The sequence below is a fragment of the Mucilaginibacter ginkgonis genome (genome assembly GCF_009754905.2).
Classification (GTDB): domain Bacteria; phylum Bacteroidota; class Bacteroidia; order Sphingobacteriales; family Sphingobacteriaceae; genus Mucilaginibacter; species Mucilaginibacter ginkgonis.
Genome location: NZ_CP066775.1, coordinates 1,029,037 through 1,055,213 on the forward strand (window position 1 = coordinate 1,029,037; position 26,177 = coordinate 1,055,213).

Below are 26,177 nucleotides of genomic sequence, written 5' to 3' on the forward strand. Positions count from 1 at the left end.
ATGTTAAACAGAAGGCACCTAAGGGTTAAAGTAATGCAGGCACTGTATGCCTATAACCAGGCCGATAAAAAAGACATCCAGCAGCACGAAAAAACCTTACTGCAGAGTATTGATAAGGTTAACGAGATGTACATCTGGATGCTGTCGCTCATAGCCGAGGTTGCCCATTATGTTGTAACGGATTCGGAAGAGCGCGCGAATAAATACCTCCCTACAGAAGAAGATCTTAAGCCCAACTTAAAAATTACTGAAAACCGTTTCCTAACATCGCTGCTTAAAAACGAAGATTACATTGCGGCTTTAAAGAAATACAAGGTTTCCTGGACCTTTGACCCTGAATTGGCAAAGTCGCTCTTTGCCACGTTAAAGAACGCCCAGGAATATAAAGAGTACCTTGACTTTAATGACGACACCATCCAAACGGATAAGGATATCATTAAATTTATCTTTAAAAAGGTGATCCTTAAATCGTCACTTGCAGAGCAGGTATTCGAAGAAAAATTCATCGTTTGGCCGGTTGATAAAGACGTTTTACAGGCTTTGATCGCAAAAACGTTTAAAAACTTTTCTTTCGACGATCCTAAGCAGAACAAACTGGCAGAGGTAACGGGCAACTGGGAAGAAGACCGCGAATTTATTATTAGCCTTTTTGAGCAAACCATCCGCCATAATGATGAGTATCAGGCTATGATTGGCGTTAAAACCCAAAACTGGGAGCCCGAGCGTATTGCCATGATGGATACTTTGCTAATGAAAATGGCTATCACAGAATTTATTAATTTTGCGTCGGTGCCGGTTAAAGTAACTATTAACGAGTATCTTGAGATAGCAAAAGAGTTTAGTACGCCAAAAAGTAATTCGTTTATAAACGGCATACTCGACAAGATTTTGTCTGAATTAAAAGCAGAAAATAAGATCAGGAAAACCGGCCGCGGATTGATAGAATAACTATAAAATGAAACACATTTTTTTAGGACTTGTAGCACTTACTTTGTTTTCTGCCTGCAGCCAGTCGCCTGCAACTGATGGCAGTAAAAAGGATTCGGCCTCAACAGGCAACACCGCTAATCCGGCGGTAATGAAACTGGAGCGCGAGACGCACGACTTTGGTAAGATCAAAACCGGAGACATTGTTAAATACGATTTCAAATTTACCAATACGGGTAAGTCGCCATTGATCATCACTAACGCAACAGCTACCTGCGGTTGCACCAAACCAACCTATCCAAGCGCTCCTGTAGCGCCGGGTCAGAAAGGCGTAATCCATGTAGAGTTTAACAGCGCGGGCAAAATGGGCTTGCAGGATAAACAGGTAACCGTTACCGCTAACACTAACCCCGCCGAAACAAGGATGCACCTTATTGGCGAGGTAATGAGCACAGAAACTTCGAAATAATAAATCAGTTAAATATTAATCTAATCACAAGTAAGAATGGTACCTCAACAAATTATAGTGATGGTACTGATCATCGCAGTATTTTACTTCTTTATGATCAGGCCGCAAGTCAAAAAGCAAAAAGACCAGAAAAAATACGTTGACGAGTTAAAGAAAGGCGATAAAGTGGTAACCACATCGGGCATCCACGGCAAGGTGATAGAAGCCGGTGAAACCACCTTTTTGATAGAGGTTGATAACGGTGTAAAGATAAAGTTCGACAAGGCCGCCATTTCTTTAGACGCTTCTAAAGCTTTAAACAACCCGGTGCCTGCAAAGGCGTAAGCCACAAAAATTAATGATAAATGCCGTTCTTTGTATGCGAAGAGCGGCATTTTAGTTTAACATCGTCAATGGCCATTATTAAATTATCACCAACAGAACGCAGGCGGTTATCTGCCTTTGTAACCTGCTGTGTGGTAGCTTTTGCCGCCTGGCTGTTAACGGTTTTACAAGGGAGCTACAACTACAAGGTAAAGTGCATACTTACCTACAATAACATTCCGCAGCGCAGGGCGTTCCGCACGCTGCAATCAGATACCGTTGTGGCCACCTTGCAGGGCAGCGGCTGGCAGATGCTTTCGGCACGGATGCATAATGAAGACGAGCACATCGCCATAGATCTGCACACGCTGGATACCAAAAACTTTATCGCGCTTGAAGCGCAATTGCCGCAGATAAACAGTAAACGCAGCGCCGAACAAAAAATCACCGACTTTGATCCGGATACGCTTTACTTCGACTTTACAAACCGCAGTACCAAACGGGTGCCTGTCAAATTGTTAAAGAACATAACGTTTCAGCCGCAATTTGATGTGGCGGGGAATGTGAGGTTAAACCCGGCGTATGTTTTTGTAAGCGGCCCGGCAGCTACTATTAACAAAATAACCGAATGGAGCACCGATTCGCTCAAGGTAACGGATGTAGAGGCTAACGTACAGGCCAAAGTAGATATAGCCAAAGTGCGCGATGGTAATGTGAGTATCTATCCAAAGATCATACAGGTTTTTGTCCCTGTTGAGGAATTTACTGAAAAAACATTAGAAATACCTGTACAATTGAGCAACAACGTGCATTATTATGATGTAAAAATATTCCCGCAAAAGGTAAAGGTTACTTTCATGACGCCTTTAAGCAAGTTTGCCGAGATCAACGACGATTATTTTGACGCGGTGGCCGATTTTGGCTTATGGGCAGAGCATAAATATTCTTCCTTGCCGGTTAAGATAACACGCTTGCCAGCTTATACCAAAATAGTGAAAATAGAACCGCAGAACGTAGATTTTATAGTAAAGAAATAATGCTGAAAATAGGTTTAACGGGCAACATTGGCAGCGGCAAAACAACGGTTAGCAAAATATTTGCCTTATTGGGTGTGCCTGTTTTTTACGCCGATGAATCTGCTAAAAACGTCATGACTGCTGATGTGGTATTGATCCAAGCTATTACGAATACTTTTGGCAAGGAATCTTATTTCGACGATGGCAGCTTAAACCGAAAGCATATTGCCGCGCAGGTTTTTAGTGATCCTGAAGCTTTGCAACGTTTGAACGCGATTGTTCACCCTGCTGTATTTCGAGACTTTGATAATTGGGTTACCCTACAACAGGTATCGTATGTAATTAAAGAGGCTGCTATTTTGTTTGAAAGCGGCTCTTATCTGCATTGCGACAAAAGTATCATTGTCACCGCACCGCTTGATCTTCGCCTGCAGCGTACCATCGCGAGAGATGGTATCACTTTAGATGAAGCCAAAGCCCGCGACAGCCGCCAAAAGCCCGAAAACGAGAAAACGAAGCTTGCCGATTTTTTCATCGTTAATGATGATACCCAAATGGTTATCCCGCAGGTGTTGGCACTGCATAACCGGCTGTTAGCGTTAGCTTCCGCATGATCTTACAGGATTTCATCGCGATTAATGAGAAAGGCATCTATTGCCTTTACGGAGATTTTTACCTCGACCCTAAAGAACCCGTCGCGACGGCGGTAATATCCCATGCCCATGCAGACCACGCGGTAAGCGGCAACAGGGATGTTTACTGCACAGAAGCAACGTCGGCATTTATGCAGTTGCGTTACGGTAAAAATGCGGCCCTTACTTTTCATATTTTGGGGTGGCAGCAACAAATAAATATTGGCGGGGTAGAGGTATCCTTCCTCCCGGCCGGCCATATGCTGGGCTCTGCAATGGTATTGATGGTTTATCAAGGAGTACGCTATCTATACACCGGCGATTTTAAACTTCAGCCCGATGCAACCTGCGAACCCATACAATTTTGCCAGGCTGATGTGTTGATAACCGAAAGCACTTTTGCAGATCCGAACACAGCGCATCCCGATGCTGGGTTGGAGATAAAGAAGCTGGCGGACATTGACATCAACATTATGCTGGGAGCTTACGGGTTAGGCAAAAGTCAGCGGCTGATACAATTAATAAATCAGCATGTTCCGGACAAAACCATTCTTGTGCCTCACAAGATATGGCCCTTAAACGCGATTTACGAAAAGTTTGGCTATCAATTAGGCAACTATCAGATATACAGCCGCAAACTGATGAAGGAGCAAAGGCAGTTCGTATACATTGTTCCGCCGTTTACGTTTGACAGTTACATCCGGGCGACGGGCGTGAAGCGGTTGTTTGCCTCCGGTTGGAAAAACCTGCAGGTGAATGACAAGGATACATTATACATATCAGACCACGCCGACTGGAACGATATTCTAAAAGCAATAGAACAGGTATCGCCAAAAGAAGCATGGACGCTGCATGGCGATGGCAATGCCTTAAAGCAACATTTTGACGGCAAATTGCCCGTCAAGATTATGAATTGATATGCAGGAAGGGGTAGACTATTACATAAATGCAGACGGTAACCTGGTCTTCACACGCGAGTACCATTTAAAGCGCGGCTACTGTTGTAAAAACAAGTGTCTCAATTGTCCCTGGGATTATGGCAAACCCAAAAAACAAAGCGGCAAAGAAAAATAGCAAACATTACTGAAGGTTTGGTACTTTTAATGTGGAAATGAAAATAGACGACGAAATCAAGGGCAAGTTTGAAGATAACCATCACCGTGCGGTGGTAAACCTTAACTACACCTATGGCTGGATCAACAACAAACTCCGCGGCCAATTTGAGAAATATAATCTTACTACACAGCAGTTTAATGTGTTACGTATTCTTCGCGGACAATTGCCCAATGCGGCAACCGTAAATTTGCTGAAGGAGCGCATGGTTGATAAAATGTCTGATGCGTCGCGCATTGTAGACCGCCTCATTCAAAAAGGCCTGGTGTCACGCTGCACTAACAATAAAGACCGCAGGGCAGTAGATGTTCATATTACAGATCAGGGCCTGGAGCTTTTGTCTCAGATGGACATAGAAGTGAAGACCAAAGACTGGTTAAGCGACCATTTAACCGATGACGAAGCAGAACAGTTAAGCTCTCTTTTAGATAAGCTGAGGGGATAATTATAACTCGTAAACAAAGCCGCCAACTGCAACAGCAACGCCTAAGAGCACAGCGATCAGTTTTCTGCGATTAAATTTATGGTCGGGGCCGGCCTCGAATAAGATGGTGGTAGAAATATGCAGGAATATGCCGATTACCACACCCATAATGCGATTAAAGTAATGTTGCAGGTTGCCTATACCGCCGCGGCTCAAGGCATCGCTAAAGAAATAGCCGGCGGGCGCCATTATCGCGAACAAAAAAACATAAAACAACACGCCGTTTCTGCTTTGTTTATTGTTAATTAAGACTGTTGCCAGTGCAAACGCCGCAGGAATGTGGTGTAAGGCGATGCCGAAAACCAATTGATTCTGGTAGCCTTGCGCCAATGGCATTCCCTCTAAAAATCCGTGCAAACAAAGACTGATCATTATTCCAATAGGGAAAGCAGCATGATCATGCGCATGCATGTGCCCGTGCTCTATGCCGTCAGAAAATTGCTCTAACACAATTTGAAACAAAAAGCCGATAAGGATAAAAACGCCTACATAATTGTCATTGCCGTGGTAAGCATCGGGTACAAGGTGCAAAACGGTTATACCAAAAAGATATGCGCCGCTAAAAGATAATATCAGCCGCAGCGTCTTATGGTTATCGCCCCTAAAAAGAAACACTGAGGCGCCGCCTAAAAAGGCTGCAAAAAAGAGTAAAAGCGATTGCCAGATCATATATTATAAAATTGTGGCTGCGTTTTTTTATGTAACAAGGCCATAAGGATGCCTATAGTGGCGCCAAATAATCCGCCGAACGCCACGTCAACAGGGTAATGTAAGCCAACATAAACCTGAGCGAAACAAACCAGCGTTGCCCATAATATAGCCCACAGCCAGATCCATTTCCAGCGGCTTTTAAAAACCATGATAAGAAATAACGACATGGCAAAATGGTCTGTCGCATGAGTAGATGGGAAACTGTAACCGGTTCCGCAGCCAACACGGACGGTTTCGTCGTTAATGATCGCCTGTTCCCTGCACGGCCGCGTGCGTTTTACTGCTTTTTTTATCAACGTTGCGCTGGTAAAGTCGGCAATGCCAACAGTAAATGCCAGCATCACTATGATGATGGCGCCTTGTTTTTTAAACTTCCAAATGCAGAACGCGATAATGAACACGTAAACTGGGATCCAGAACTTCGGTTCGCGCAGCCAGGGCATAATTGCGTCAAAAAACGGATTTGCCATGCCGCGATTGATCAGGTGAAATATAGAACGGTCGGCCTGTAGTAAAAAATCGGGCATAGGTATAAGCTGCGCACAAATGTAAGTATTATCGCTGTGCTAAAACAGTTGCGTTAGTGTCATATATCAGCCGAGAGTTGTAAATTTGGCGATACTTATTTTTTGATACTTTGACTCTAATAAAATCTATATCAGGCATTCGCGGAACTATTGGTGGTAAAGCAGGCGAGGGGCTTTCGCCACTTGACGTCGTTAAGTTTACCTCAGCGTTCGGTACCTGGGCTGCGAAGCGTTCAGGCAAAAAGAAAATCGTTATTGGCCGCGACGCGCGTTTGTCGGGCGAGATGGTGAATAATCTTGTTATCGGTACGTTACAAGGTTTGGGCATTGATGTTATCGACCTTGGCTTGTCGACTACGCCAACTGTCGAGATCGCTGTGCCTAAAGAAGCAGCTGCCGGTGGTATCATCATCACTGCTAGCCATAACCCAAAACAATGGAATGCACTAAAGTTATTAAACAATGATGGCGAATTTATAAGTGATGCTGATGGCAAGGAAGTGTTGGACATTGCCGAAGCTAGTGACTTTGAGTTTGCCGATGTTGATGATCTGGGTAAAGTAACCCGTGACAATTCTTATTGCGATAAACATATTGCAGATGTGCTGGCGTTGCCATTAGTAGATAAGGATGCGGTGGCTAAAGCTAATTTAAGCGTAGTAATTGATTGCGTAAACTCTACTGGCGGCATATTTGTACCTGCTTTGCTGAGCGCGCTTGGTGTTAAAACCGTTCATAAATTGTTTTGTGAGCCCGATGGTCATTTCCCGCATAACCCCGAACCGCTGCCTGAAAACCTGCGCGATCTTTCAAAAGAGGTTGTAGACAAAAAAGCAGATTTAGGAATCGCTGTCGATCCGGATGTTGACCGCCTGGCGTTTGTTGCCGAGGATGGCAGCATGTTTGGCGAGGAATATACGCTGGTAACAGTAGCCGACTACGTTTTGCAGCAAACTAAAGGTAATACAGTATCAAACCTATCATCAACCCGCGCCCTGCGCGACGTGACTGAGAAAGCCGGCGGTACATATCAGGCTGCAGCAGTTGGCGAGGTGAATGTGGTAAACAAAATGAAGGAGACCAATGCTGTAATTGGTGGCGAAGGTAATGGCGGAGTAATCTACCCTGAGTTGCACTACGGCCGCGATGCATTGGTTGGCATTGCCTTGTTTTTAACGCATTTAGCTAAAACAGGTAAAGCAGTTTCCCAATTACGGGCTACTTACCCAAGCTATCATATTTCAAAAAATAAAATTACCCTTACCGAGGGTATGGATATCGATGCTTTGTTAGCCAAAGTAGAAGAGAAATACAAGAATCAGCATTACAGCACCATCGACGGCCTCAAAATAGAATTTGATAAAGAATGGGTGCATTTGCGCCGTTCAAATACAGAGCCGATCATCCGAATTTATTCCGAGGCAAGCTCAGAGCAGGTTGCAGATAGTTTGGCAAATAAGATCATTGCAGATATAAAAGAGATTCTTCAGGTACAATAATTAGTGAATTAGTGATTTAGAGAGTGGGTGAGTAAGTACTATATAAACATGAGTACGAACAATGAGTTTGCAGAACACTTTCGTTCAGAGAACGAAGCTGTTTGTGATCAATGTCATAAAACTTTATAAAGAGTTACCAAACACTACTGAGGCACAAATTATTGGAAGGCAATGGGTGCGGTGTTCATCGTCAGTGGGCGCAAACTACAGAGCCGCCTGCAGGGCGAGATCTCAAAAAGAATTTTCAGCCAAATTGTCGATAGTTGCAGAAGAGGCCGATGAAAGTATATTTTGGATGGAGATTTTAATAGGAGTTGAAATTATGAGTATGGAAAAGTTGAATTATGTTTTTAAAGAAGCAAGGAAATTTTGAAAGTGGTAGTCACTGCAAGAAAAACCATTTCTGATAAATAATACACCGACGTATTAATTCAAAAATTAATTTTAAAACTCACTAACTCAGCACTCACTAACTCACTAATTCAGAACTGATAACAAAAAAGAGATGCGCGTTTACTTAGATAATGCAGCGACCACACCAATGGATGCTGAAGTGCTTAAAGAAATGTATACGGTGATGGAAAGCCAGTTCGGTAATCCATCGTCCATCCATGCACACGGGCGCGAAGCACGTTCTTTACTTGAAAAGTGCCGCAAGCGCGTGGCTACTCTGCTGCATACTTCACCTGCGGAAATATTTTTCACCTCGGGTGGGACTGAGGCCGATAATATGGCAATCAGGTGCGGCATCACCGGTTATAACATCAAACACGCCATTACGAGCCATCTGGAACATCACGCTGTAATTCATACGCTTGAGGCCATGGAAAAATCCGGCTTAATAAAGTTAAGCTTTGTAAACGTTACGTCTAAAGGCGAAATTGATTATGAACATTTGGAAGAGTTGCTGAAAAACAACGACCGCAGTTTTGTTTCCATAATGCATGCCAACAACGAGTTGGGGACCATCAATGACATTGAGCGTATCGGCGAACTATGTGAACAATATAACGCGATTTTTCATTGCGATACGGTACAAACCTGCGGGCACTATGTCCACGATCTAAGTAAGCTAAAGGTACACTTTATGGTTTGTTCTGCACATAAATTGCACGGGCCAAAAGGTGTAGGCTTCATTTACATTAGCCATAAGGTAAAAATAGACCCAATGATCTATGGCGGTGCCCAGGAACGCAACATGCGCGGCGGGACAGAAAACATCTACGGTATAGCCGGACTTGCAAAAGCTTTAGAAATGGCTTATGCCGATATGAGTGAACACCAGCAATATATCCAGGGATTAAAAAGCCACATGATGAACAGACTTATGGCTGAAGTTCCCGGGATCCATTTTAACGGTGAAACTAATCCTGCCAAAAGCTTATATACCGTATTGAATGTGTCTTTCCCGGAGATGGAGATGGCCGATATGTTGTTATTCAACTTAGATATTGCCGGTATATCAGCCTCTGGCGGAAGTGCATGCAGTTCGGGTTCTAATATTGGCTCGCATGTTTTAAACGCTATTGGTGCTAACCCCGACAGGCCTGCTGTGAGATTTTCATTTTCGAAGTATAACACCTTAGAAGAGGTTGATTTCGTTGTCGACAAAGTGAAAGAGATTTGCCTGGTTAACGCCTAAAACAATTTTCCGGATATTTGAAAAGCATCCGCCACTGCGGGTGCTTTTTTGCTTTTAAAGTAAAACAATAGTCAGCCATGGCAGGTTTAACCTACATAAACTTAACAAGGAGGATACTACCATGAATAACATCCAAAATCCGGGAGAAGATAACGAACCAAATTTCTCACCCAACGAAACACCTGAACGTAACGACGCTGACAGCACAAGAGAAGGCGAATATTCTGGCGAGGAGCCAACCCGTCCAGACACCAGCCAAAGCGATGCAAACTACAGCGAGCAAAACGATGTAACGCCACCGGAGCCGCACGAGTTTCCATCAGTTGGCCACGCTAAAACTGATTTTGAAACCCGCAACCATGGCCGTACAACAGGCCGTATGGTAGGCCATGAGCCGGGTACAGAAGGTATATAAGCTATAAGTAGCTAAACAAGGAAGCCCTTGATATCATCAAGGGCTTCTTTGTTATAACCTGAATTGTACGCTGGTCTTAAAAGCTATACGGCTCGGCAGCACGCCGTCCTGATCGGGATGATCGTTGTGGTTTATGCGGTAAAGCACATCAAAACGTAAGAATTTGAGGATATTTTCTACACCATAGCCTACTTCAAAATAAGGTATGCCGTGCAAACTGCGATCATAACGGCGCGTACCATCGCGCAGCCTGCGTGTGTTGTTTTCTTCGCTCAAGGTACCTTCCAGTAAATTAAAATCACCTACGGTGCGAAGATTTAAATATTTAAGCAACGGTAAACTATTGGTAATCAAACCGTCAAAGTGCTGTTGGTAGTTTATGGCAATATACTTGTCGCTGGTAAACTCTAAAAAACGCATGGTATTAAAATTATACCTGTGGTTTTCCAGTAATGGGTACGGTAAAGTCGACGGAATAAACACCCCTGTGATAGAATATTCGCCTTTGCCCCAAAAGCCCATGTGCACCTTTTGTGTAATGTTGGCCGCGAATTTCTGGTAGGCAAAGTCGCCGTCGAACAGTTTGGCGCCTTGGGTAAACCTCGCGGTTATGATTGGGTTGTCATCGCCGTTATTGATCAGTATACGTTTATTGATCTGGTCTGACTGTAGTTGGCGTCGGCCGGGAGTCCACTGTACTTCGGCAATTGCTTCAGATACCTGGTAGTCATTGTAGATCTGCCCTGTGCTGCGGCTTAAATAGGCAAAGTCGTATAATGGGTCGAACGTGCGATGCTTGTAAGAGATCTTCGCCCTAATGTCTGATGCCAGATCGCGCTGGAAATAGGCTGTGAAATCATTCTGCAGAAAGGGCCCGCGTTTAGTGATAGAGCCATTTTTCACTGATGCCCGGAATATGCCATTGGTCGGACTAAAGTTCTCAAACTGATAGCCGGTTTGTTCTATGTCGTGACTGTACGATACGCCGGCTTGTGTCCACGGTTTACGATCGATAATGTAATCAAAAGAAGCACCATAGTTTAGCTTCTTATTCAGGAAAGCATAACTCATGTAGCCCCCAAGTATGACACTATTGCTAAAATATTTATTGGTAATACCGCCAATACGTACTACGCTGCCTTGTAAATCGTTACGGCTGTAAGTATATAAATATGGACCAAAACTAAATTTGCCTACCCGGTAATAACCGTTGATCACCATAGCGGCAATATCCGCGTAAGAACGAATTACGGGCAGGTTGCGTACGGTATCAATTGTGGCGTAGGTACGCTTTTCAACAGCGGTTAATGTGTCGTAGCGGCTTTGGTTCCAGTAAGCATCATTATCCTTTATAGCGCCTTTTGCAGTAGTTAACGGCTCTTTGAATAACTCCTTAGTATAAGGCTTATTGATCTCAAACTTCTTGGCACCCATATAAAACCTGCCGATAAAGCCCGGGGTGCTCTTAAGTAGATTATCTATTTGCACAACAACGCGGGTCTTCTCCGGCAGCCAGGCATTTGTACCTTGCGGCTGAACCATCTCCTGCTGGATCTTTATTTTCTTAAAGAAATCGAGGTTAGCATCCGGCGTTAGCGTCAGGTCAATGCGTAATAACGCGTAACCATCGTGCGTGATCCACATCACACCGTTAAAGGCAAGGTCATGCGAGCGTTTTGGCGAAAAGGTTAAACGGTAACATTCTATGCCATGAACCATCTCACTGCGTTCTGCCAGTTCATAATTGTACAAGATGCGCCACCCGTCTGCAAGCGGAGATATGAAATCTTTGCCTGCCAGACGCAGATAATTATGGTAAAAATTGTATTGCTGGAAGCCCGTACTAACGATCTGTGAGATTAAAGCCTGGTCTTCTATACCAACACCTTTGGAGCGGGTGCTGAGTACTTCTTCGGTCTTTTGGTCTGGGCGCGTTGTGTTATAAATGTTCGAGATACTCTCAGACATGAAAATAGGTAAGAGCGGCTGCCCATCGCTTCCCTGCATTTTAGAGAGGCTATCCATAATGGGGGTAAGCTGCTTCATGAACTTACGCTTGCGCATGCCTTCACTAAAATTGTTTACGGCAAGATCTATCCGTTTGTAGGCTTCATAATGATAACTACTCAGCTTGTCGAAGTTGTTGCTGTCTTTGTGTGCTATAACATTACGCATGATCTCTAACGCCGGATTAACGTAGCTATGCGGAGTAATCACCACATCTTTGAGCATCTTAACATCAGTATATAACTGAAAATCGACAGTTTTTGTAGCAGACGAAAGTGGCTTCTGCCCGGTAATGTAGCTTACGTATGATGCGAAAATAGAGTCGGGATGGGCGTCAGCAGGAATGCCTAACTTATAGATACCGTCAAAATCTGTAGGGGCCGCCTTACGCTGATGGTTGGGCAGTTTAACGTAAACGGTAACATACGGCAGGGGCTCGCCGGTTTTGGCATCTGTGATCTTACCTGTAACATATCTAACAGTTTGGGCATTGCAAGCACCCGCCACACTGAAAGATAAAACTGCCGCGATAAAAGCAGTTAAAAAGAATCTGTGCATTTAGAAAATAGGAGCCGATTTATATGCTACTAAGATAACCAAATAACACGAATTTCGTTTAACTCAAATACTTAAACTATATTAAAATATTGGTTATACTTCGTAAAGGAGTGCCGGGTTAAATAGCGGTTTACCAGATGTTAATTTTTCATCATCCCTAAGAAAGAGCTTAGTTTCTCCTTCATTTCGCGGCGGTCAACTATAAAGTCTAGGAAGCCGTGTTCCTGTAAAAACTCTGCGGTTTGGAAACCCTTAGGCAAGTCCTTTTTGATGGTCTCTTTAATTACACGCGGCCCGGCAAACCCTATCAACGAACCCGGCTCGGCAATGTTGATATCGCCAAGCATGGCGTAAGAGGCCGTTACACCGCCGGTAGTGGGGTCGGTAAGCAAAGATATGTAAGGTACGCGTGCTTGCGCTAGTAAAGCCAGTTTCGCCGATGTTTTGGCCATCTGCATCAAAGAAAAAGCCGCTTCCATCATACGCGCACCGCCCGATTTTGAGATCATCAGAAACGGCACCTTGTTTTGAATGCTGTAATCTATAGAACGGGCAATCTTTTCGCCCACAACAGAACCCATAGAGCCGCCAATAAAGTTGAAATCCATGCAGGCGATCATGATATCCAACCCGCCAATTTTTCCATGCGCCGCCCGGATAGCGTCATCCAGGCCGGTTTTTGCGATGGTATCTTTTAAGCGGTCGGTATATTTTTTAGTATCGGTAAAGTTCAGCGGGTCGCCGGAGCGCAAATGAGGGAAGATCTCTGTGTACTGGTTATCATCAAACAAAATGCTAAAGTACTCTTTAGAGCCTATGCGTAAATGATAACCGCAATAATGACAAACGTATTGATTTTCAACTTGTTCTGTATAGTGTAAAGGTTTTTTACAATTAGGGCATTTATTCCAGATCCCGTCCGGTGCTTCCTTTTTTTCTTCGGTAGTTGTAATTATACCTTTAACCTCACGTTTAAACCACGACATTGTATCTTCCTTGTAGATTAGTATGCAAAGAAACAAAAAATTTAACTGACTAATTGTTTGCCGATGGTTTCTATTTTTTGGCGGTGGTAATTAGCTGTTTACAATCCTAAAAACAAGATAGTTAATTGCTTAATTAAGAAATTTTATAACTTCGGCACCAAATAAAACTAACTAATGGACTTAAAGAATTATAAAGGTGTACTGCACGGCGACCAGGTGCAGCAGCTTTTTGAAGCGGCAAAGAAACATCAGTTTGCCCTGCCTGCTGTAAACGTTATAAGTACAAATTCTGTTAACGCTGTTATGGAAACCGCCAAAGCGGTAAACTCCCCGGTTATTATACAACTATCAAATGGCGGTGCGCAATTTTATGCCGGCAAATCATTAGATAATTCAAAATTACAGGCCTGCATTTTAGGCGCAGTGTCTGCGGCTAAACATGTGCATTTACTGGCAGAGCACTACGGTGTTGCTGTTATACTTCATACAGACCACGCTGCAATGAAATTTTTGCCGTGGATAGATGGCTTGTTAGATCACGGCGAAAAACACTTTGCAGAAACAGGTAAGCCACTGTTTTCATCGCACATGCTTGACCTTTCTGAAGAGCCGATTGAAGAGAACATCGAGATCTCTGCCAAATACCTTGAGCGTATGGCCAAAATGGGTATGACACTGGAAATTGAACTTGGTGTTACAGGTGGCGAAGAGGACGGTGTAGATAATAGCGACGTGGATAGCTCACGTTTGTATACCCAGCCCGAAGAAGTTGCTTATTCGTACGAGCATTTGCTAAAAGTAAGCCCACGCTTTACCGTGGCAGCTGCATTTGGTAACGTGCACGGTGTATATAAACCGGGCAATGTTAAATTGCAGCCTGTCATCCTTAAAAATTCGCAGGAATATATCAAAGAGAAATACAACTTGAGCGAAGACAAACCAATCAACTTTGTATTTCATGGTGGGTCTGGCTCAAGTCAGGAAGAGATACGCGAAGCGATATCTTATGGTGCCATAAAAATGAATATCGACACCGATATGCAATGGGCGTTCTGGGAAGGCATTAAAGATTATTATCAGTCTAAGGAGGGTTACTTGCAAAGCCAGATCGGCAGCCCTGACGGTGCTGACTCACCAAACAAAAAGTATTATGATCCGCGCATTTGGTTACGCAAAGGCGAAGAGCAATTTGTTAAACGCCTGACACAAGCATTTGCAGATTTGAACTGCCTTAACGCTACCGACAAGCTTTAATAGCTGTTAAGATTAACATAAACGCCGTTGCAATTTGTAACGGCGTTTTTTTATGGATAATTTGCCTCGATAAAACAAGACCCCTATGAGCAAAGAAAGTAACGGCAGCCTTATCGAGAGGTTTGCAAATAAAGCCACGCAGGCAACAGGCAGCTCTGCAGCCTTCATCATTGCAACTGCAGTAATCATTATCTGGTGCGTTTCAGGGCCTTTATTTCATTATTCTGATACCTGGCAGCTGGTGATCAATACAGGCACAACCATCATTACATTCTTAATGGTGTTCCTTATCCAGAAATCTCAGAACAAGGATTCTAAAGCGGTACACCTAAAGTTAAACGAGCTGATAGCTGCACAGCAAGGCGCCAGTAACCGTATTATTGATATTGAGGACTTAAGCGAAGCCGAAATTGAGCAGATACATAAGTTTTATGTGCGACTGGGCGAGTTGGCTAAAAAAGAAAACGATCTGGGTTGCACGCATACTTATGACGCGGCAGAAGATAACCACGATTCTAAGGTAACCCGATCACAAGAACAAACATCAAGAATAAATGAGTCAGCAAATAAGCGTAAAAAAAGTAACTGAGCCCGAATTGTTAGATGAGGTATTCGCAATCCGCCGCGAGGTTTTCGTGGGGGAGCAAAATTGTCCCCCTGAATTGGAGTGGGAGAATGAAGATGTATCTAATCATTTTTTAGCGACTATTGATGGTGAGCCCGCAGGTGCAGCCCGATGGCGCAAAACTGAAAACGGTTACAAATTGGAACGCTTTGCTGTTTTAAAGCAATTTAGAGGCAAAGGTGTAGCGCAAGAACTGGTTAAAACCGTTTTGACCGATTTGCCTTCAGATGCCGGTTACGTTTACCTAAACGCCCAGATACAAGCGGTTGGTTTATACAAGAAATTTGGTTTCGAGCAAACAGGTCCGCAATTTGAAGAAGCAGGTATACAGCATTTTAAGATGGAGCTGAAAAAGTAATGTTAGGTTAATTTGCAGTTGTGCTTCTTCGACCGTTTTAATAACCATTGCAGATCATGAAACCGTACCTTATAGCTTGTCTAATTTTAATCATTGGCGCTAATGCCTTTGCTCAGCCGGACACTGTTCAAAAAGTAAATCAAACAACCCGCAATAGTAAAAAGCAGGAAGCTAAACCTTACGTGATCATGATCTCGATCGATGGCTTTCGATGGGATTACGCTAAGAAATACAACGCAACGCATTTAGAGGATTTTGGCAGAAAGGGTGTCCACGCGAGCTCGATGCTGCCATCTTATCCATCCCTTACTTTTCCAAACCATTACGCTATGGTTACAGGATTGTATCCATCGCACCATGGCATTGTACAAAACTACTTTTACGACCGGAATTCTAAAAGCTGGTATTCATACAAAGGCAAAACCGCTGCAGAAGGTAAGTGGTATGGTGGTACGCCGCTATGGGTATTAGCTGAAAAGCAGCAGATGCTGGCCGCCAGCTTTTATTGGGTAGGATCAGAAGCGAACATTAAGAATACTTATCCCACATATTACTACAAATACGGCGAGGCCATTGGTATACATGATCGTATCAATACTGTAGTTAACTGGCTTAAACAACCTGCAGCGCGCAGGCCGCACCTCATCACGTTTTATTTCCCCGAAGTTGACCACGCGGGTCACAAGCATTCGCCGGGAGGGAAAGAAACTATTGCAGCAGTACATTTTGTCGACTCGGCCATAAACGAACTAACCAAGGCTGTAGCTAAAACAGGATTAAAGTTGAACTACATTGTTGTATCTGATCATGGCATGACCGCCATCGATACAACCAACGTAATTCCTACACCAAAGATCGCTACGGATACCAACAAGTTTTACCGTGCCGATGAAGGTGTACTGATGCATCTGTACGCCAAACATCAGGCAGACATCTTGACATCGTATGATGAAATCAAAGCGCAGCAGAAGGATTATAATATATATTTAAAGAATGAGGTGCCCGCAAATTTGCATTACCGCGCTGCCGATGACTGCTATAACCGAATAGGTGACATTCTTTTAATACCTAAATGGCCTAAGACATTTAATACCAACCACAAAAAGATGGACCCCGGCGCGCACGGTTACGATCCGGACAAGGTGATGGACATGTACGCCATCTTCTACGCCTGGGGACCGAACTTTAAAAGTCATTTAAAGATCCCCGAGTTTAGAAATGTGGAGATCTACCCAATGGTAGCCAAAATCTTAGGCTTAAAGGTTACCGACAAAGTGGACGGAACAAATGGCTTGGCTAAAGAGGTATTGAAAAGGTAACGATGATTATGGACTTTCATCTAAAACAAATTATTGTTTTATAAGTATTGCAAATATGAAACTGAAATAGTTATCATTGTTTCGCGCTCCAAAAAAAACTTTAACCTAAAATTACACAATGAAAAATCTTTACAAAAGCTTTTAAGGGGCGAGATGTGTCACAACGCTTCTATTTTCTGCAATTCTTTTAATCACTTCCTGCAAAAAAGACGTAGTCTTTGATTCCCAGTCGCGACGTCAAATAAATTCAAAAACGCTGTTAGCACTAAACAACTTGCCTGCGGACAGAGTGATTAAACCAAATGAAATACCTCTTTGGCTAACCAGTAATTTTCCAGTAGAACAAATGTTGGACGTGCAGCAGGAAAACATTCAGCAAAACGTAATAAATGGCCATCATGTCATTAAATTACCGGTTGGAAAAGACGCCGCCATATTTTTACAAAAGAACATGATTCGCTAATAGCTTTTCAATACAAATGGGAAAGTGATAGCGTCAAAGGTCGCTCGAATTATAATGGAAAGTTATTCGCATTTTCATATCAAACGCAAAAAGCTGTTTTGCTGGATATTAAAGGAACCAAGTATAATTATCACAATGTTAGGCTTAGTGGAGGACAATCTGCATCAAAAATTAACATTCAGGATTTTGCAGTGAAAACTAATGGACTTAAAACATTGCTTGCTCAAATCTGGTGTTGGTTAACTGGTGGTACTTGGAAAGATGGCCTTTATGATGGTTTGAGCTCAAATGGTGAAGTTTTTATGGCAGGGTGTGATCCTGATGCCGATGACAACGAGGGTGGTAATTATGGAGAACCGGGCAATTATTACGAAGGTAACCCTGGTTCTATTAACTATAATAATTCTGTTGATATTGGCGGCGGTATAACTATTGGCGGATTAAGTTATGGTGATGGTACCGCATGGGTTATCGCAAAACAAGGCCCGCTGACAGGATGCAGCTCTGATGGTACGGAATTTCAAGATCCGGATAGTGGATGCTCTGTTCAGAACAATTGGGAACCATATGGACAGTTCATTTTCTGGATATGATAGCTATGACACCGACAATGGCGATGATGGTGATAATGATAATGAAACTGCTACAACTACCAATTCTGCGATGCCTACATCACACATTCCCTCAACTATTATATTAGCAAACGGGAACACTGTGCAAGTGCTTTTTGGAACGACCAGCACAGACCATTTGTATGCAGATCGATTGGTAGATTCTCGTTTAGTGACGGCTATAACAAATGCCTTAAATATTGCGGAAAGCAATGGTGCTTATATCGTGAGTATATATATCGAAGCAACAACCAATGGCACGCATACAAATGCAAACAGCAATCATTATCGTGGTACAGCCGTGGATATATCCAGGATAAACGGTATCCCACTAATTGTTCAACATGCGTCGAAAGCAGTGAAGACATTACAGACAGCTTTTGATCAGTTACCAAATATTAGAGAAAATTTTGGTCCATATTTTAAACATAAACAGACGCTTCCGTGGACAATAGGCGGTCATGAGAACCATATTCATATTTCAATCAACCAATAATATCAATGAAAAAAATTGCATTATTATTTATCGTGCTTTGCTTGAACCTCGCAATAAAAGCTCAAATTACTACAGGTGACAAACTCCATAAAGTTAAAAGCAAAACCTTGGTTGACGTTGTTTGCAACATAGATACTACCGTTCAACTTATTAATAATGAAATTGTCGTTAGATATTTACTAGTTCATAATGAGTATGGAAGTGCGAAAACCCCTGAAACAGATGAAGAGTCTCAACAAATTTATATTGCAGTGAGCACAGTGGATGATGCACCTGATTTAGCTCTATATGCGACTGAAAGAATGATCGCGCCTAAAATTACTTCGTTTATCTCTAAGAACAAAACCGATTTTCTTTTGACATATGAGTATGGTATCTACAATAAAAGAAAAAGAAAAACAATAACTATAACACCAAAGGGTTGTTTTATGTCCAAGTAAACTATTTGCAGCTGTTATTAAAAAAAAGAAAGGCTATCTGTATGGGAAAGCCTTTCTTTATACCTGATAATATCAGAATAATTTACTTTCCAGATTTCAAATACAGCTCGTTAAACAACAACCTAAACGTGCCATAGGGTTGGGCACGGAAGGTGATTTCCGGACCAAATACGTACAGCATACCTGCACCAACAGGCGCCTGGAACACAGCCACATTATTCTTCAAATATTTTTGGCCCCATGCCCAGCCGCTGCGCAAAGGCTTGTCGGCAGTGTAAGTTGCCAGTGCAACCAAACCTTTGCTTGCAGCGTCATCGCCAAATTTAAATGCCGGGCTGTTATCAAACAAAACGTCTGTTTGCGGTGCTATACCCCAGTTGGCAGGCTGGCTGTCATCGAAACTGGCGCGCAAAACACTACCCGGAATGTAGAATTTGTCGCCCGACAATGGTTTATTAGTACCGGGCTCAACAAACGCGTTGCTAACAGGTAATTTCAGCTGGTAAGCCAGGTTGGCACTGCTGCCAATGGTCACTACGTTGCCGCCTGCTTCCAGGAACGCCTTGATCTGCGGAATAGATTTGTCTGCAGTGATGCGGCCTGTCCAGGTTTTAAATTCATCAGGCAGGTTATCATTGTTTCCGCCGCGACCCCCAAAGTTGCCAAAACCACGACCATTAGGATCGGGGATGGCACCGCCTACAAATATGATCACGTCATACTTACTCTTCAGGTCGCCTTTATCAATCTCCTGAGGATAAATGATGTGGAACGGATAGTGATAATTTTCCATCATCCAGCGTATCCAGCCTGATGGGATAGATCCGCCGTACTGATCCCAAAGCGCAATACGCGCAGGGAAGATCTTCTTGATGTCCTTTGGTGTCTTACTTGTCGAAGCCACTTTCACACCCAAGTTTTCGTCGGCCAACAAAACAGATTTTGCACTCGCTGAATATGGAATGTAGAACGCGCCCGGGCCGGCGTCTGCAACACCGCCAACGCCTTTAGGTGCACGGTAAACCTGTATACCGGCTTTCAACAAGTCATTTACCAAGATAAACGAATGGTTTACAGCGGGGCTAAATACATATCCGCCTTTGGTGATCGCCGGCACTGCCAAAGCCGGAGCGTTTTGTAGCACTCCATAAGGCAATTTTTTAAAAGGACCGTCAAAGCCATTCAGCACACGGTCGAATTTGATACCCATCTGGTAAGCCAAAGTCCAGCCAGCGTTGTCATACGGACGGATGGGAGGGCCTCCGGGGTATAGAAAGTCATTAGGGTGGTCTTGCGGCTCAAACATGTCCAGTACGTGCGGGCGGAATGCCTGATCGGTTTTTACCACATAGGACCCGGCCGGGTAACTTTTGCCGTCAACTTTAAAGGCTGCAGTTGCCTGCTCGATTTCAATGCCCGCGCGAACAAGCGCGTTAATGAACCTAACCACGGTTGGTATGTCAGCCTGTTCAGCAGTAATGATATAACCGCGGGCGTCACGTAGCGTTGGGTCTTTTAAAACCTGTGTATAATATTTGCCCGGCAGCATTCCACCGCGGCCGCCAACTGTCACGGCACCGCTTGCGCCGCCACGTCCGCCGAATTCGTCGGTGTTTTCTGAAGCGTTCTTTGCCGCGTCAGCTTTGTAAGCGGCATTGATAGAGTCAGAAAGTTTAGGCGACAAAGTCCAGGTGTCGCGGCTGCCACGCTCGATCGAGTTTTTACCCATCAGGTACATGTTGTACAGCATCATATCGCGCTGGCGGGCCGCGTAATTAAGCACTGCGTAATTAAGCGATACAGAATAATCTATAGATTGCTTAAAGTGCCACGGCTGCGGCGTGATAGGGAATGGTGTGTTGCTGCTTGGTATGAGTCGTGCGGGAACCAGGGGAACCTCCGCTGGTGTTGGGCTGCCGATAATCTCAGTCAGCAAGCCCACCATGTTATGGAAATACGTTGTGGTACGCAAGCCGCCGTTCCACCAGGTGGAAAATTCGGTACCGTTACGTTCTGTGTAACCCGGTTTGCCTTCAGCGTTTAACCTGCTGCTCATTGCCGAGCCTACAGCGTCTAAACTGGTTACCAGTAAAGGATCATAAACGTAGTTAAACGGGTCGCGGTATGGCGGGCCTGCAACCACAGAACCTGCCGGGCCTGCCTGGTGGTGATTATATACGATCTGCGGATACCACTCCAAAAATTGCTGGCGGGTAATGTTTTGCGTCTCTTTCATATTCATCATATAAAAGTCGCGGTTGTTATCATGGCCAATGTATTTCTCCCAAAGGCGCGGCACATTCATGTTCCGTTTTTTAGGGTCTTTCTCGCTCATATACCAGTTAGAAACCAGTTCCTGTCCGTCGGGGTTGGCATGGACGAACAATATGATAGAGTTGTTTAAAATGTTCATGGTCTCCGGGTCGGTGCGGGTTACAAAATCATAGGCGGTTTGTATTAGCTGGTGTGCGCCTACGGTTTCGCTGGCGTGCAATCCGCCATCTATCCAAACAATGGTTTTACCTTCGGCAGCCAGTTTATGCGCTTCGTCATCGCTCAGATTTTTAGCGCGTGCAAGCTTTTGAGAGATGGACTTATATTTTTCTAAATTTTTAATGTTTTCAGGCGAGGAAACGATCAGCATTAACTGATGGCGCCCCTCTTCGGTAAGGCCGATATCTACGAACTTAGCACGCGACGAGGTGCCCAGCTTTCTGAAATAAGCTTCTGTCTGGGTATAGTTTGCTAATTGATAGTCGTCGCCGATATCGAAACCGAAATGTTCTTTAGGCGATGGAATGTTTTGTGCTTTTACCAACCCGCCGGTTAAAAGCAAGATTAGCGCAATTAAAGGTAATTTTTTGATCATAAGTGTGGCCGGAAAAATGTTGATTGCCTAAATTATACATTTACAGCTTGTTAAACTGTAACTTTTTTGAAGCACAGCACTAAGGCGGTTTTTATCCACATAACAATCCTCGTGCTAACTTATTACGTATACCGAACGTATAATAACCTAAAGGTTAATTAAGCAATAACAAAATGTTATATTAACCGGGCCTTTTAAAACCAATTTATGACCGCAAAATCTTTTACTCAAAAAGGTTTACGCTTTTTCCTGGTAATTCTCTTGGCTACGCCTTGGGCTGTGTTTGCCCAGCCGCAGGCATTAAAGGTTGAGCACATTGGTACCCAGCAAGGCTTATCGCAGTTAAATGTAAATTGCATAATTCAGGATAGCCGCGGTTTTATGTGGATGGGTACCCGCGACGGCCTTAACCGTTATGACGGCTATGAATTTGTTAATTACCTTTACGATGCCGGGAATAAGCACAGCATCAGCAATAATTTTATTGAAGACATTACCGAAGACCATGATGGTAACCTATGGATAGCTACCCAAAACGGCATTGACAAGTATGACCGACGTACCAATACTTTCACACGGTTTCTCCATAATGATAATGATGCCAATACAATAAGTACCAATCTTACCAACACCCTGGCATTGAAAGGGAATGATCTGTGGATAGGAACTCAAAAAGGAGGGCTTGATAAACTGAATATCAAAACAGGGCACATTACGCATTATTACCACCTTGATGGTGACACCCGGACACTTAGCAATAACAACATCCACGGTTTATTGGCAGATAGCCGCGGGAGGTTATGGGTAGGCACAGATAATGGCTTGAACCTGTATAACCCTGTCAACAACGGTTTTATTAAATACCTGCATAAAGATAACGATGCCAATAGCCTGTCGGGCGATAAAATAAACTCGCTTTTTGAAGACAGTAAGCATAACATTTGGGTTGGCACTATATCAAACGGACTTAACCGGATGAACGCCTCGGCCACTGTTTTTACCAGGTTTATCCATACCACAGACCCGCGCACGGTGTCAAGCAACAATATTTATGTAACGCGCGAAAACCTCGACGGCACTATCTGGATCGGCACGGAAAACGGCGGATTATGCGTTTACAACCCCGTTACCAATTTGTTCACCACATTCTCGCATGACGATATAGATAACGCCAGCTTAAACGGTAACTCAGTCTACTCGATCTGTCGCGACAAACAAAATAACATTTGGATAGGTGCTTTTGGCGGTGGTATCAATCTTTTCAGGCGGAGCGTAACCAGTTTTGAGCACTACAAACACACGTTTGCTCCGGGCAGCCTTTCTAACAATTTTGTGCTTGACATTAATGAAGATGTCAAGGGCGACCTGTATGTAGGGACAGATGGAGGAGGGCTTAACCGCCTGAACCGGGCTACAGGTAAATTCACGGTCTATAAACACGATGATAAGGACAAGGCCAGCATAACAGGCAATTATGTTGTTTCGCTGATGCGCGACCACGATAACAACATCTGGTGCGGCACCTGGGGCGACGGCATTAGCATCTTCGACCCGGCAACACAAAAGTTCAGGTCGATGAAGCACCAGGATGGTAACACTAACTCATTGGCTAACAACAATGTGTATGCAATGGTGCAAACGCATGACGCAAAAATCTGGATAGGCCTTTACGATGGCGGACTGGATGAATTTGACCCGTTAACCGGAAAATTTAAGCATTACAGTTACGATGCTAATAAGCCCAACAGCTTAAGCAGTAACCGCGTTATCAGTTTGTTTGAAGATAACGCCGGCAATCTCTGGACCGGAACTTATGATGGGGGCATTAATTTGATGGATCGCGAAAGCGGTACTTTTAAAAGGCTTTTTAGCGGCAAAAAATATCAGAATTTAGACAACAGCTCAATTTCTGACATCACGCAAGATAGTGACAACAACCTGTGGTTTAGCACTACAAATGGTGCAATTTCCTACAACAATACCACCGGCGCTATAAAGATCATTGATAAGCGGGCAGGCCTTCCCGGCGATGCGGTTAATTCCATCCGTGAGGATGGTGAACACAACATTTGGATAGCCGGCAATAAGGGTTTATCCAGATATAATCCCAAAACTAACAAGGTCGAGAATTTTTCTGTAGAGGATGGTCTTCAGGGCGAAGAGTATAAACCACACTCTGCTTTTAAGAGTGCCGATGGCACCATTTATTTCGGGGGATTAAATGGTTTTAACGCGGTGAAGCCATCGCGGTTGGTTAGGTCCGGGCGTTTTTCGCCGGTTGTTATCACTCAGCTTGAAATAGCCAATGAAGTAGTAACAGCAGACCAGGGCGCCGGCTCATCACCGCTGAAAGCTGATATAACTGAAACTACCAACCTAAAATTGTCTTATGACCAGGCCGATCTTACATTCCATTTTGCGGCGCTTGACTATGCCTCGCCAAATAAAAAAGAGTATGCTTACATTTTGGAAGGCTACGATAAAAATTGGAATCAAATAGGCCATCGAACAATAGCATCGTACACTAATATTCCGGAAGGGACTTACAAATTTAAAGTTAAATACCGTTACGCGGGCGGACAGTGGTCGCCGGAAAGTAAGGCACTTCAGTTGATAGTAACCCCACCATTCTGGCGAACGTGGTGGTTTAGATTAATTGTAGTGGCATTTTTCGGTTTTGTGATCTACGTTATCTTCAGGATCCGGGTAAATAACATTAATGACCAGAAGATAGAGTTGGAAAGCATGGTGCTGGAACGTACCGAGAAGCTAAAGCAGATGTCTGTCAACGAGCGCAAACTGCGCGAAGAATCTGAACGTGCGCGTGAAGATGCTGAAAAGGCCAACATGGCTAAAGGAACGTTTCTGGCTACCATGAGCCACGAGATACGCACGCCTATGAACGGTGTTATCGGCATGGCGGCATTGCTATCATCTACGCCTTTGGATGAAGAGCAAAACGAATATGTAGAAACCATTAAAAGCTGTGGCGATGCGCTGCTGGCAGTAATTAATGATATTCTGGATTTCTCAAAGATCGAGTCGGGCAACATGGAGTTGGATGTGCACGATTTTGATCTGCGCGACTGCGTAGAAGGGGTATTGGATGTATTTGCTGAGAAAGCGGCCAAACTTGATCTTGATCTGGTTTATCAGATAGATCACGATGTGCCGTCTGTTATAGCGGGTGATGCACTGCGCATCCGCCAGGTGCTGATCAACCTCATAGGCAATGCCATGAAGTTTACCACTAAAGGCGAGGTGTTCTTGTCTGTCAAAAAACTGGGTAGCGACTTGGATAACTTTGAGCTTGAGTTTAACGTGCGCGATACCGGCATAGGCATAGAAGCGAATAAGCTCGACAGGTTATTTAAGGCATTCTCACAGGTAGATTCAAGCACCACGCGTAAATATGGCGGCTCCGGACTTGGCCTCGCTATCAGCGAAAAACTGGTGACCATGATGGGTGGCCAAATTGGCGTGACGAGTAAAGTAGGCACCGGTACTACATTCACGTTTACCATCAAAACAAAAGCGGGAGTACAAACAGGCCGCACCTATGTTAACCTGAACACTACCGACATAGAAAATAAAAAAATATTGGTGCTCGACGATAATTTCACCAACCGCAATATACTTGAAACGCAACTGCGGCACTGGAAACTGGAGCCAACCGTCGCGTCATCAGGTGATGAGGCACTGGAACTTTTAAATCAGTTACGACCGGACCTTATCATCAGTGATATGAACATGCCGGGCATGGATGGAACTGAGTTCGCGGCAGAGGTAAAAAAGATCGCGCCCGAAATTCCTATCATACTGCTCAGTTCAGTAGGTAATGAACAAAGCCGCAGGCTGTCACACCTTTTTAGTGCCATCCTTACAAAGCCTACAAAGCATACGGTATTGCACAAGCAGGTGATAGAATTGCTTAAAAAGCAAGAATCGACAGATAAGAAAGCGGTATCAAAACCACAGTTTAGCGAAGAGTTTGCCAGAATATACCCGTTAGATATTTTAATTGCGGATGACAACGAAGTGAACCGCAATATCAGCGCGCATATTTTAAGAAAAATGGGTTACGCGCCGGATATCGAAGTAAATGGCCATGACGCCGCTAACGCTGTCATCACCAAAGGTTACGATATTGTTTTTATGGACGTGCAAATGCCGGAGATGGATGGTTTTGAAGCAACAAAGTTTATCCGCCAGCATAAAAGCAAACAACCTGTTATTATCGCCATGACTGCCAACGCGTTACCCGGCGATAAAGAAATGTGTATCAAAGCGGGTATGGACGATTACCTGAGCAAGCCCATGAAGCTCAACGACATTATCACGATGTTAGAAAAGTGGGGTAAAAAGGTAACCGGAAAGTAAACCTTAAGCTTTTTCCATCCCATGTCCGCCGGTCCACCAAAAATATCGGCTGGCATTTGTATTTTACGGCACC

The 26,177-nt window shown here is 43.9% G+C and carries 26 protein-coding genes; 21 read left to right on the plus strand and 5 right to left on the minus strand.

Annotation, left to right across the window (positions count from 1 at the left end; all coding sequences use genetic code 11):
- From nusB to GO620_RS04805, 8 genes are read left to right on the plus strand one after another with little or no spacing between them, the layout of a single operon-like run.
- Complete coding sequence (gene nusB, locus GO620_RS04770; protein WP_157526723.1) at positions 1-948, plus strand: transcription antitermination factor NusB; 948 nt, start codon at positions 1-3, stop codon at positions 946-948.
- Positions 949-955: 7 nt separating this feature from the next.
- Positions 956-1,396 (plus strand): DUF1573 domain-containing protein, encoded by a 441-nt coding sequence (locus GO620_RS04775; RefSeq protein ID WP_157526722.1) that lies wholly within the window; start codon positions 956-958, stop codon positions 1,394-1,396.
- 36 nt (positions 1,397-1,432) lie between these two features.
- Complete coding sequence (yajC, locus tag GO620_RS04780; RefSeq protein ID WP_157526721.1) at positions 1,433-1,720, plus strand: preprotein translocase subunit YajC; 288 nt, start codon at positions 1,433-1,435, stop codon at positions 1,718-1,720.
- Positions 1,721-1,740: 20 nt separating this feature from the next.
- On the plus strand, positions 1,741-2,736 hold the full coding sequence (locus tag GO620_RS04785) for a YbbR-like domain-containing protein (RefSeq protein ID WP_244139462.1): 996 nt from the start codon (positions 1,741-1,743) through the stop codon (positions 2,734-2,736).
- Positions 2,736-3,329, plus strand: a complete 594-nt coding sequence (gene coaE / locus GO620_RS04790; protein WP_157526720.1) for a dephospho-CoA kinase — start codon at positions 2,736-2,738, stop codon at positions 3,327-3,329. The genes GO620_RS04785 and coaE overlap by 1 nt, the downstream gene beginning before the upstream one ends.
- Positions 3,326-4,264, plus strand: coding sequence for an MBL fold metallo-hydrolase (locus GO620_RS04795; protein WP_157526719.1), 939 nt, complete (start codon positions 3,326-3,328; stop codon positions 4,262-4,264). The genes coaE and GO620_RS04795 overlap by 4 nt, the downstream gene beginning before the upstream one ends.
- A gap of 1 nt (position 4,265) precedes the next feature.
- The gene (locus GO620_RS04800) at positions 4,266-4,421 is read left to right on the plus strand and encodes a DUF5522 domain-containing protein (protein ID WP_198173613.1); all 156 of its coding nucleotides are present in this window, start codon (positions 4,266-4,268) and stop codon (positions 4,419-4,421) included.
- 37 nt (positions 4,422-4,458) lie between these two features.
- Positions 4,459-4,905 carry a MarR family winged helix-turn-helix transcriptional regulator gene (locus tag GO620_RS04805; RefSeq protein WP_157526718.1) on the plus strand — a complete coding sequence of 149 codons (447 nt, stop codon included), beginning with the start codon at positions 4,459-4,461 and terminating at the stop codon, positions 4,903-4,905.
- On the opposite strand, the gene GO620_RS04810 is transcribed toward GO620_RS04805, so the two are convergent.
- Positions 4,906-5,613, minus strand: coding sequence for a ZIP family metal transporter (locus GO620_RS04810; protein ID WP_157526717.1), 708 nt, complete (start codon positions 5,611-5,613; stop codon positions 4,906-4,908). It abuts the gene before it with no gap.
- Positions 5,610-6,182 carry a phosphatase PAP2 family protein gene (locus GO620_RS04815; RefSeq protein ID WP_157526716.1) on the minus strand — a complete coding sequence of 191 codons (573 nt, stop codon included), beginning with the start codon at positions 6,180-6,182 and terminating at the stop codon, positions 5,610-5,612. Before GO620_RS04815 ends, GO620_RS04810 begins: the two co-directional genes overlap by 4 nt.
- A gap of 110 nt (positions 6,183-6,292) precedes the next feature.
- Between GO620_RS04815 and glmM the strand changes: the two genes are divergently transcribed.
- The 4 genes from glmM (at position 6,293) to GO620_RS04835 (ending at position 9,738) form a co-directional block, all read left to right on the plus strand.
- Positions 6,293-7,681, plus strand: a complete 1,389-nt coding sequence (gene glmM / locus GO620_RS04820) for a phosphoglucosamine mutase (protein ID WP_157526715.1) — start codon at positions 6,293-6,295, stop codon at positions 7,679-7,681.
- 61 nt (positions 7,682-7,742) lie between these two features.
- Positions 7,743-8,054: a four helix bundle protein gene (locus GO620_RS04825; protein WP_198173612.1), complete on the plus strand. Its 312-nt coding sequence runs from the start codon at positions 7,743-7,745 to the stop codon at positions 8,052-8,054.
- A 132-nt stretch (positions 8,055-8,186) separates the two neighbouring features.
- Positions 8,187-9,323, plus strand: coding sequence for a cysteine desulfurase family protein (locus GO620_RS04830; RefSeq protein WP_157526714.1), 1,137 nt, complete (start codon positions 8,187-8,189; stop codon positions 9,321-9,323).
- 121 nt (positions 9,324-9,444) lie between these two features.
- On the plus strand, positions 9,445-9,738 hold the full coding sequence (locus tag GO620_RS04835; protein WP_157526713.1) for a hypothetical protein: 294 nt from the start codon (positions 9,445-9,447) through the stop codon (positions 9,736-9,738).
- A gap of 51 nt (positions 9,739-9,789) precedes the next feature.
- Here the strand turns inward: GO620_RS04835 and GO620_RS04840 are convergent, their stop codons facing one another.
- Both GO620_RS04840 and accD read right to left on the minus strand, forming a co-directional pair.
- The gene (locus GO620_RS04840; RefSeq protein ID WP_157526712.1) at positions 9,790-12,303 is read right to left on the minus strand and encodes a DUF5686 and carboxypeptidase-like regulatory domain-containing protein; all 2,514 of its coding nucleotides are present in this window, start codon (positions 12,301-12,303) and stop codon (positions 9,790-9,792) included.
- Between the two features lie 140 nt (positions 12,304-12,443).
- The gene (accD, locus tag GO620_RS04845; protein WP_157526711.1) at positions 12,444-13,289 is read right to left on the minus strand and encodes an acetyl-CoA carboxylase, carboxyltransferase subunit beta; all 846 of its coding nucleotides are present in this window, start codon (positions 13,287-13,289) and stop codon (positions 12,444-12,446) included.
- A 174-nt stretch (positions 13,290-13,463) separates the two neighbouring features.
- On the opposite strand from accD, the gene fbaA reads away from it, so the two are divergent.
- From fbaA to GO620_RS04885, 8 genes are all read left to right on the plus strand, one after another.
- Entirely contained in the window at positions 13,464-14,543 is a 1,080-nt protein-coding gene (fbaA, locus tag GO620_RS04850; RefSeq protein ID WP_157526710.1) for a class II fructose-bisphosphate aldolase, read from the plus strand.
- An 85-nt stretch (positions 14,544-14,628) separates the two neighbouring features.
- Positions 14,629-15,132 carry a low affinity iron permease family protein gene (locus GO620_RS04855; RefSeq protein WP_157526709.1) on the plus strand — a complete coding sequence of 168 codons (504 nt, stop codon included), beginning with the start codon at positions 14,629-14,631 and terminating at the stop codon, positions 15,130-15,132.
- Positions 15,098-15,526, plus strand: a complete 429-nt coding sequence (locus GO620_RS04860; protein WP_157526708.1) for a GNAT family N-acetyltransferase — start codon at positions 15,098-15,100, stop codon at positions 15,524-15,526. The genes GO620_RS04855 and GO620_RS04860 overlap by 35 nt, the downstream gene beginning before the upstream one ends.
- Positions 15,527-15,582: 56 nt before the next feature.
- Entirely contained in the window at positions 15,583-16,845 is a 1,263-nt protein-coding gene (locus GO620_RS04865; RefSeq protein WP_157526707.1) for an alkaline phosphatase family protein, read from the plus strand.
- A 274-nt stretch (positions 16,846-17,119) separates the two neighbouring features.
- The gene (locus tag GO620_RS04870; protein WP_157526706.1) at positions 17,120-17,308 is read left to right on the plus strand and encodes a hypothetical protein; all 189 of its coding nucleotides are present in this window, start codon (positions 17,120-17,122) and stop codon (positions 17,306-17,308) included.
- A gap of 98 nt (positions 17,309-17,406) precedes the next feature.
- Positions 17,407-17,901, plus strand: a complete 495-nt coding sequence (locus tag GO620_RS04875) for a hypothetical protein (RefSeq protein ID WP_157526705.1) — start codon at positions 17,407-17,409, stop codon at positions 17,899-17,901.
- Positions 17,876-18,415, plus strand: coding sequence for a hypothetical protein (locus GO620_RS04880; RefSeq protein WP_157526704.1), 540 nt, complete (start codon positions 17,876-17,878; stop codon positions 18,413-18,415). Before GO620_RS04875 ends, GO620_RS04880 begins: the two co-directional genes overlap by 26 nt.
- Before the next feature lie 5 nt (positions 18,416-18,420).
- Positions 18,421-18,855 carry a hypothetical protein gene (locus GO620_RS04885; protein ID WP_157526703.1) on the plus strand — a complete coding sequence of 145 codons (435 nt, stop codon included), beginning with the start codon at positions 18,421-18,423 and terminating at the stop codon, positions 18,853-18,855.
- A gap of 82 nt (positions 18,856-18,937) precedes the next feature.
- Here GO620_RS04885 and GO620_RS04890 read toward each other — a convergent pair whose 3' ends face one another.
- Positions 18,938-21,724, minus strand: a complete 2,787-nt coding sequence (locus GO620_RS04890) for a M14 family metallopeptidase (protein WP_157526702.1) — start codon at positions 21,722-21,724, stop codon at positions 18,938-18,940.
- A gap of 207 nt (positions 21,725-21,931) precedes the next feature.
- On the opposite strand from GO620_RS04890, the gene GO620_RS04895 reads away from it, so the two are divergent.
- Positions 21,932-26,104: a hybrid sensor histidine kinase/response regulator gene (locus GO620_RS04895; RefSeq protein ID WP_157526701.1), complete on the plus strand. Its 4,173-nt coding sequence runs from the start codon at positions 21,932-21,934 to the stop codon at positions 26,102-26,104.
- Positions 26,105-26,177: the final 73 nt, after the last annotated feature.

Bases quoted from the DNA above. Each gene is read 5' to 3' on its own strand.
- nusB (WP_157526723.1), top strand. From the start codon at position 1: ATGTTAAACAGAAGGCACCTAAGGGTTAAAGTAATGCAGGCACTGTAT.
- GO620_RS04775 (WP_157526722.1), top strand. From the start codon at position 956: ATGAAACACATTTTTTTAGGACTTGTAGCACTTACTTTGTTTTCTGCC.
- yajC (WP_157526721.1), top strand. From the start codon at position 1,433: ATGGTACCTCAACAAATTATAGTGATGGTACTGATCATCGCAGTATTT.
- GO620_RS04785 (WP_244139462.1), top strand. From the start codon at position 1,741: ATGCCGTTCTTTGTATGCGAAGAGCGGCATTTTAGTTTAACATCGTCA.
- coaE (WP_157526720.1), top strand. From the start codon at position 2,736: ATGCTGAAAATAGGTTTAACGGGCAACATTGGCAGCGGCAAAACAACG.
- GO620_RS04795 (WP_157526719.1), top strand. From the start codon at position 3,326: ATGATCTTACAGGATTTCATCGCGATTAATGAGAAAGGCATCTATTGC.
- GO620_RS04800 (WP_198173613.1), top strand. From the start codon at position 4,266: ATGCAGGAAGGGGTAGACTATTACATAAATGCAGACGGTAACCTGGTC.
- GO620_RS04805 (WP_157526718.1), top strand. From the start codon at position 4,459: ATGAAAATAGACGACGAAATCAAGGGCAAGTTTGAAGATAACCATCAC.
- GO620_RS04810 (WP_157526717.1), bottom strand. From the start codon at position 5,613: ATGATCTGGCAATCGCTTTTACTCTTTTTTGCAGCCTTTTTAGGCGGC.
- GO620_RS04815 (WP_157526716.1), bottom strand. From the start codon at position 6,182: ATGCCCGATTTTTTACTACAGGCCGACCGTTCTATATTTCACCTGATC.
- GO620_RS04825 (WP_198173612.1), top strand. From the start codon at position 7,743: ATGAGTTTGCAGAACACTTTCGTTCAGAGAACGAAGCTGTTTGTGATC.
- GO620_RS04830 (WP_157526714.1), top strand. From the start codon at position 8,187: ATGCGCGTTTACTTAGATAATGCAGCGACCACACCAATGGATGCTGAA.
- GO620_RS04835 (WP_157526713.1), top strand. From the start codon at position 9,445: ATGAATAACATCCAAAATCCGGGAGAAGATAACGAACCAAATTTCTCA.
- GO620_RS04840 (WP_157526712.1), bottom strand. From the start codon at position 12,303: ATGCACAGATTCTTTTTAACTGCTTTTATCGCGGCAGTTTTATCTTTC.
- accD (WP_157526711.1), bottom strand. From the start codon at position 13,289: ATGTCGTGGTTTAAACGTGAGGTTAAAGGTATAATTACAACTACCGAA.
- fbaA (WP_157526710.1), top strand. From the start codon at position 13,464: ATGGACTTAAAGAATTATAAAGGTGTACTGCACGGCGACCAGGTGCAG.
- GO620_RS04855 (WP_157526709.1), top strand. From the start codon at position 14,629: ATGAGCAAAGAAAGTAACGGCAGCCTTATCGAGAGGTTTGCAAATAAA.
- GO620_RS04860 (WP_157526708.1), top strand. From the start codon at position 15,098: ATGAGTCAGCAAATAAGCGTAAAAAAAGTAACTGAGCCCGAATTGTTA.
- GO620_RS04865 (WP_157526707.1), top strand. From the start codon at position 15,583: ATGAAACCGTACCTTATAGCTTGTCTAATTTTAATCATTGGCGCTAAT.
- GO620_RS04880 (WP_157526704.1), top strand. From the start codon at position 17,876: ATGGACAGTTCATTTTCTGGATATGATAGCTATGACACCGACAATGGC.
- GO620_RS04885 (WP_157526703.1), top strand. From the start codon at position 18,421: ATGAAAAAAATTGCATTATTATTTATCGTGCTTTGCTTGAACCTCGCA.
- GO620_RS04890 (WP_157526702.1), bottom strand. From the start codon at position 21,724: ATGATCAAAAAATTACCTTTAATTGCGCTAATCTTGCTTTTAACCGGC.
- GO620_RS04895 (WP_157526701.1), top strand. From the start codon at position 21,932: ATGACCGCAAAATCTTTTACTCAAAAAGGTTTACGCTTTTTCCTGGTA.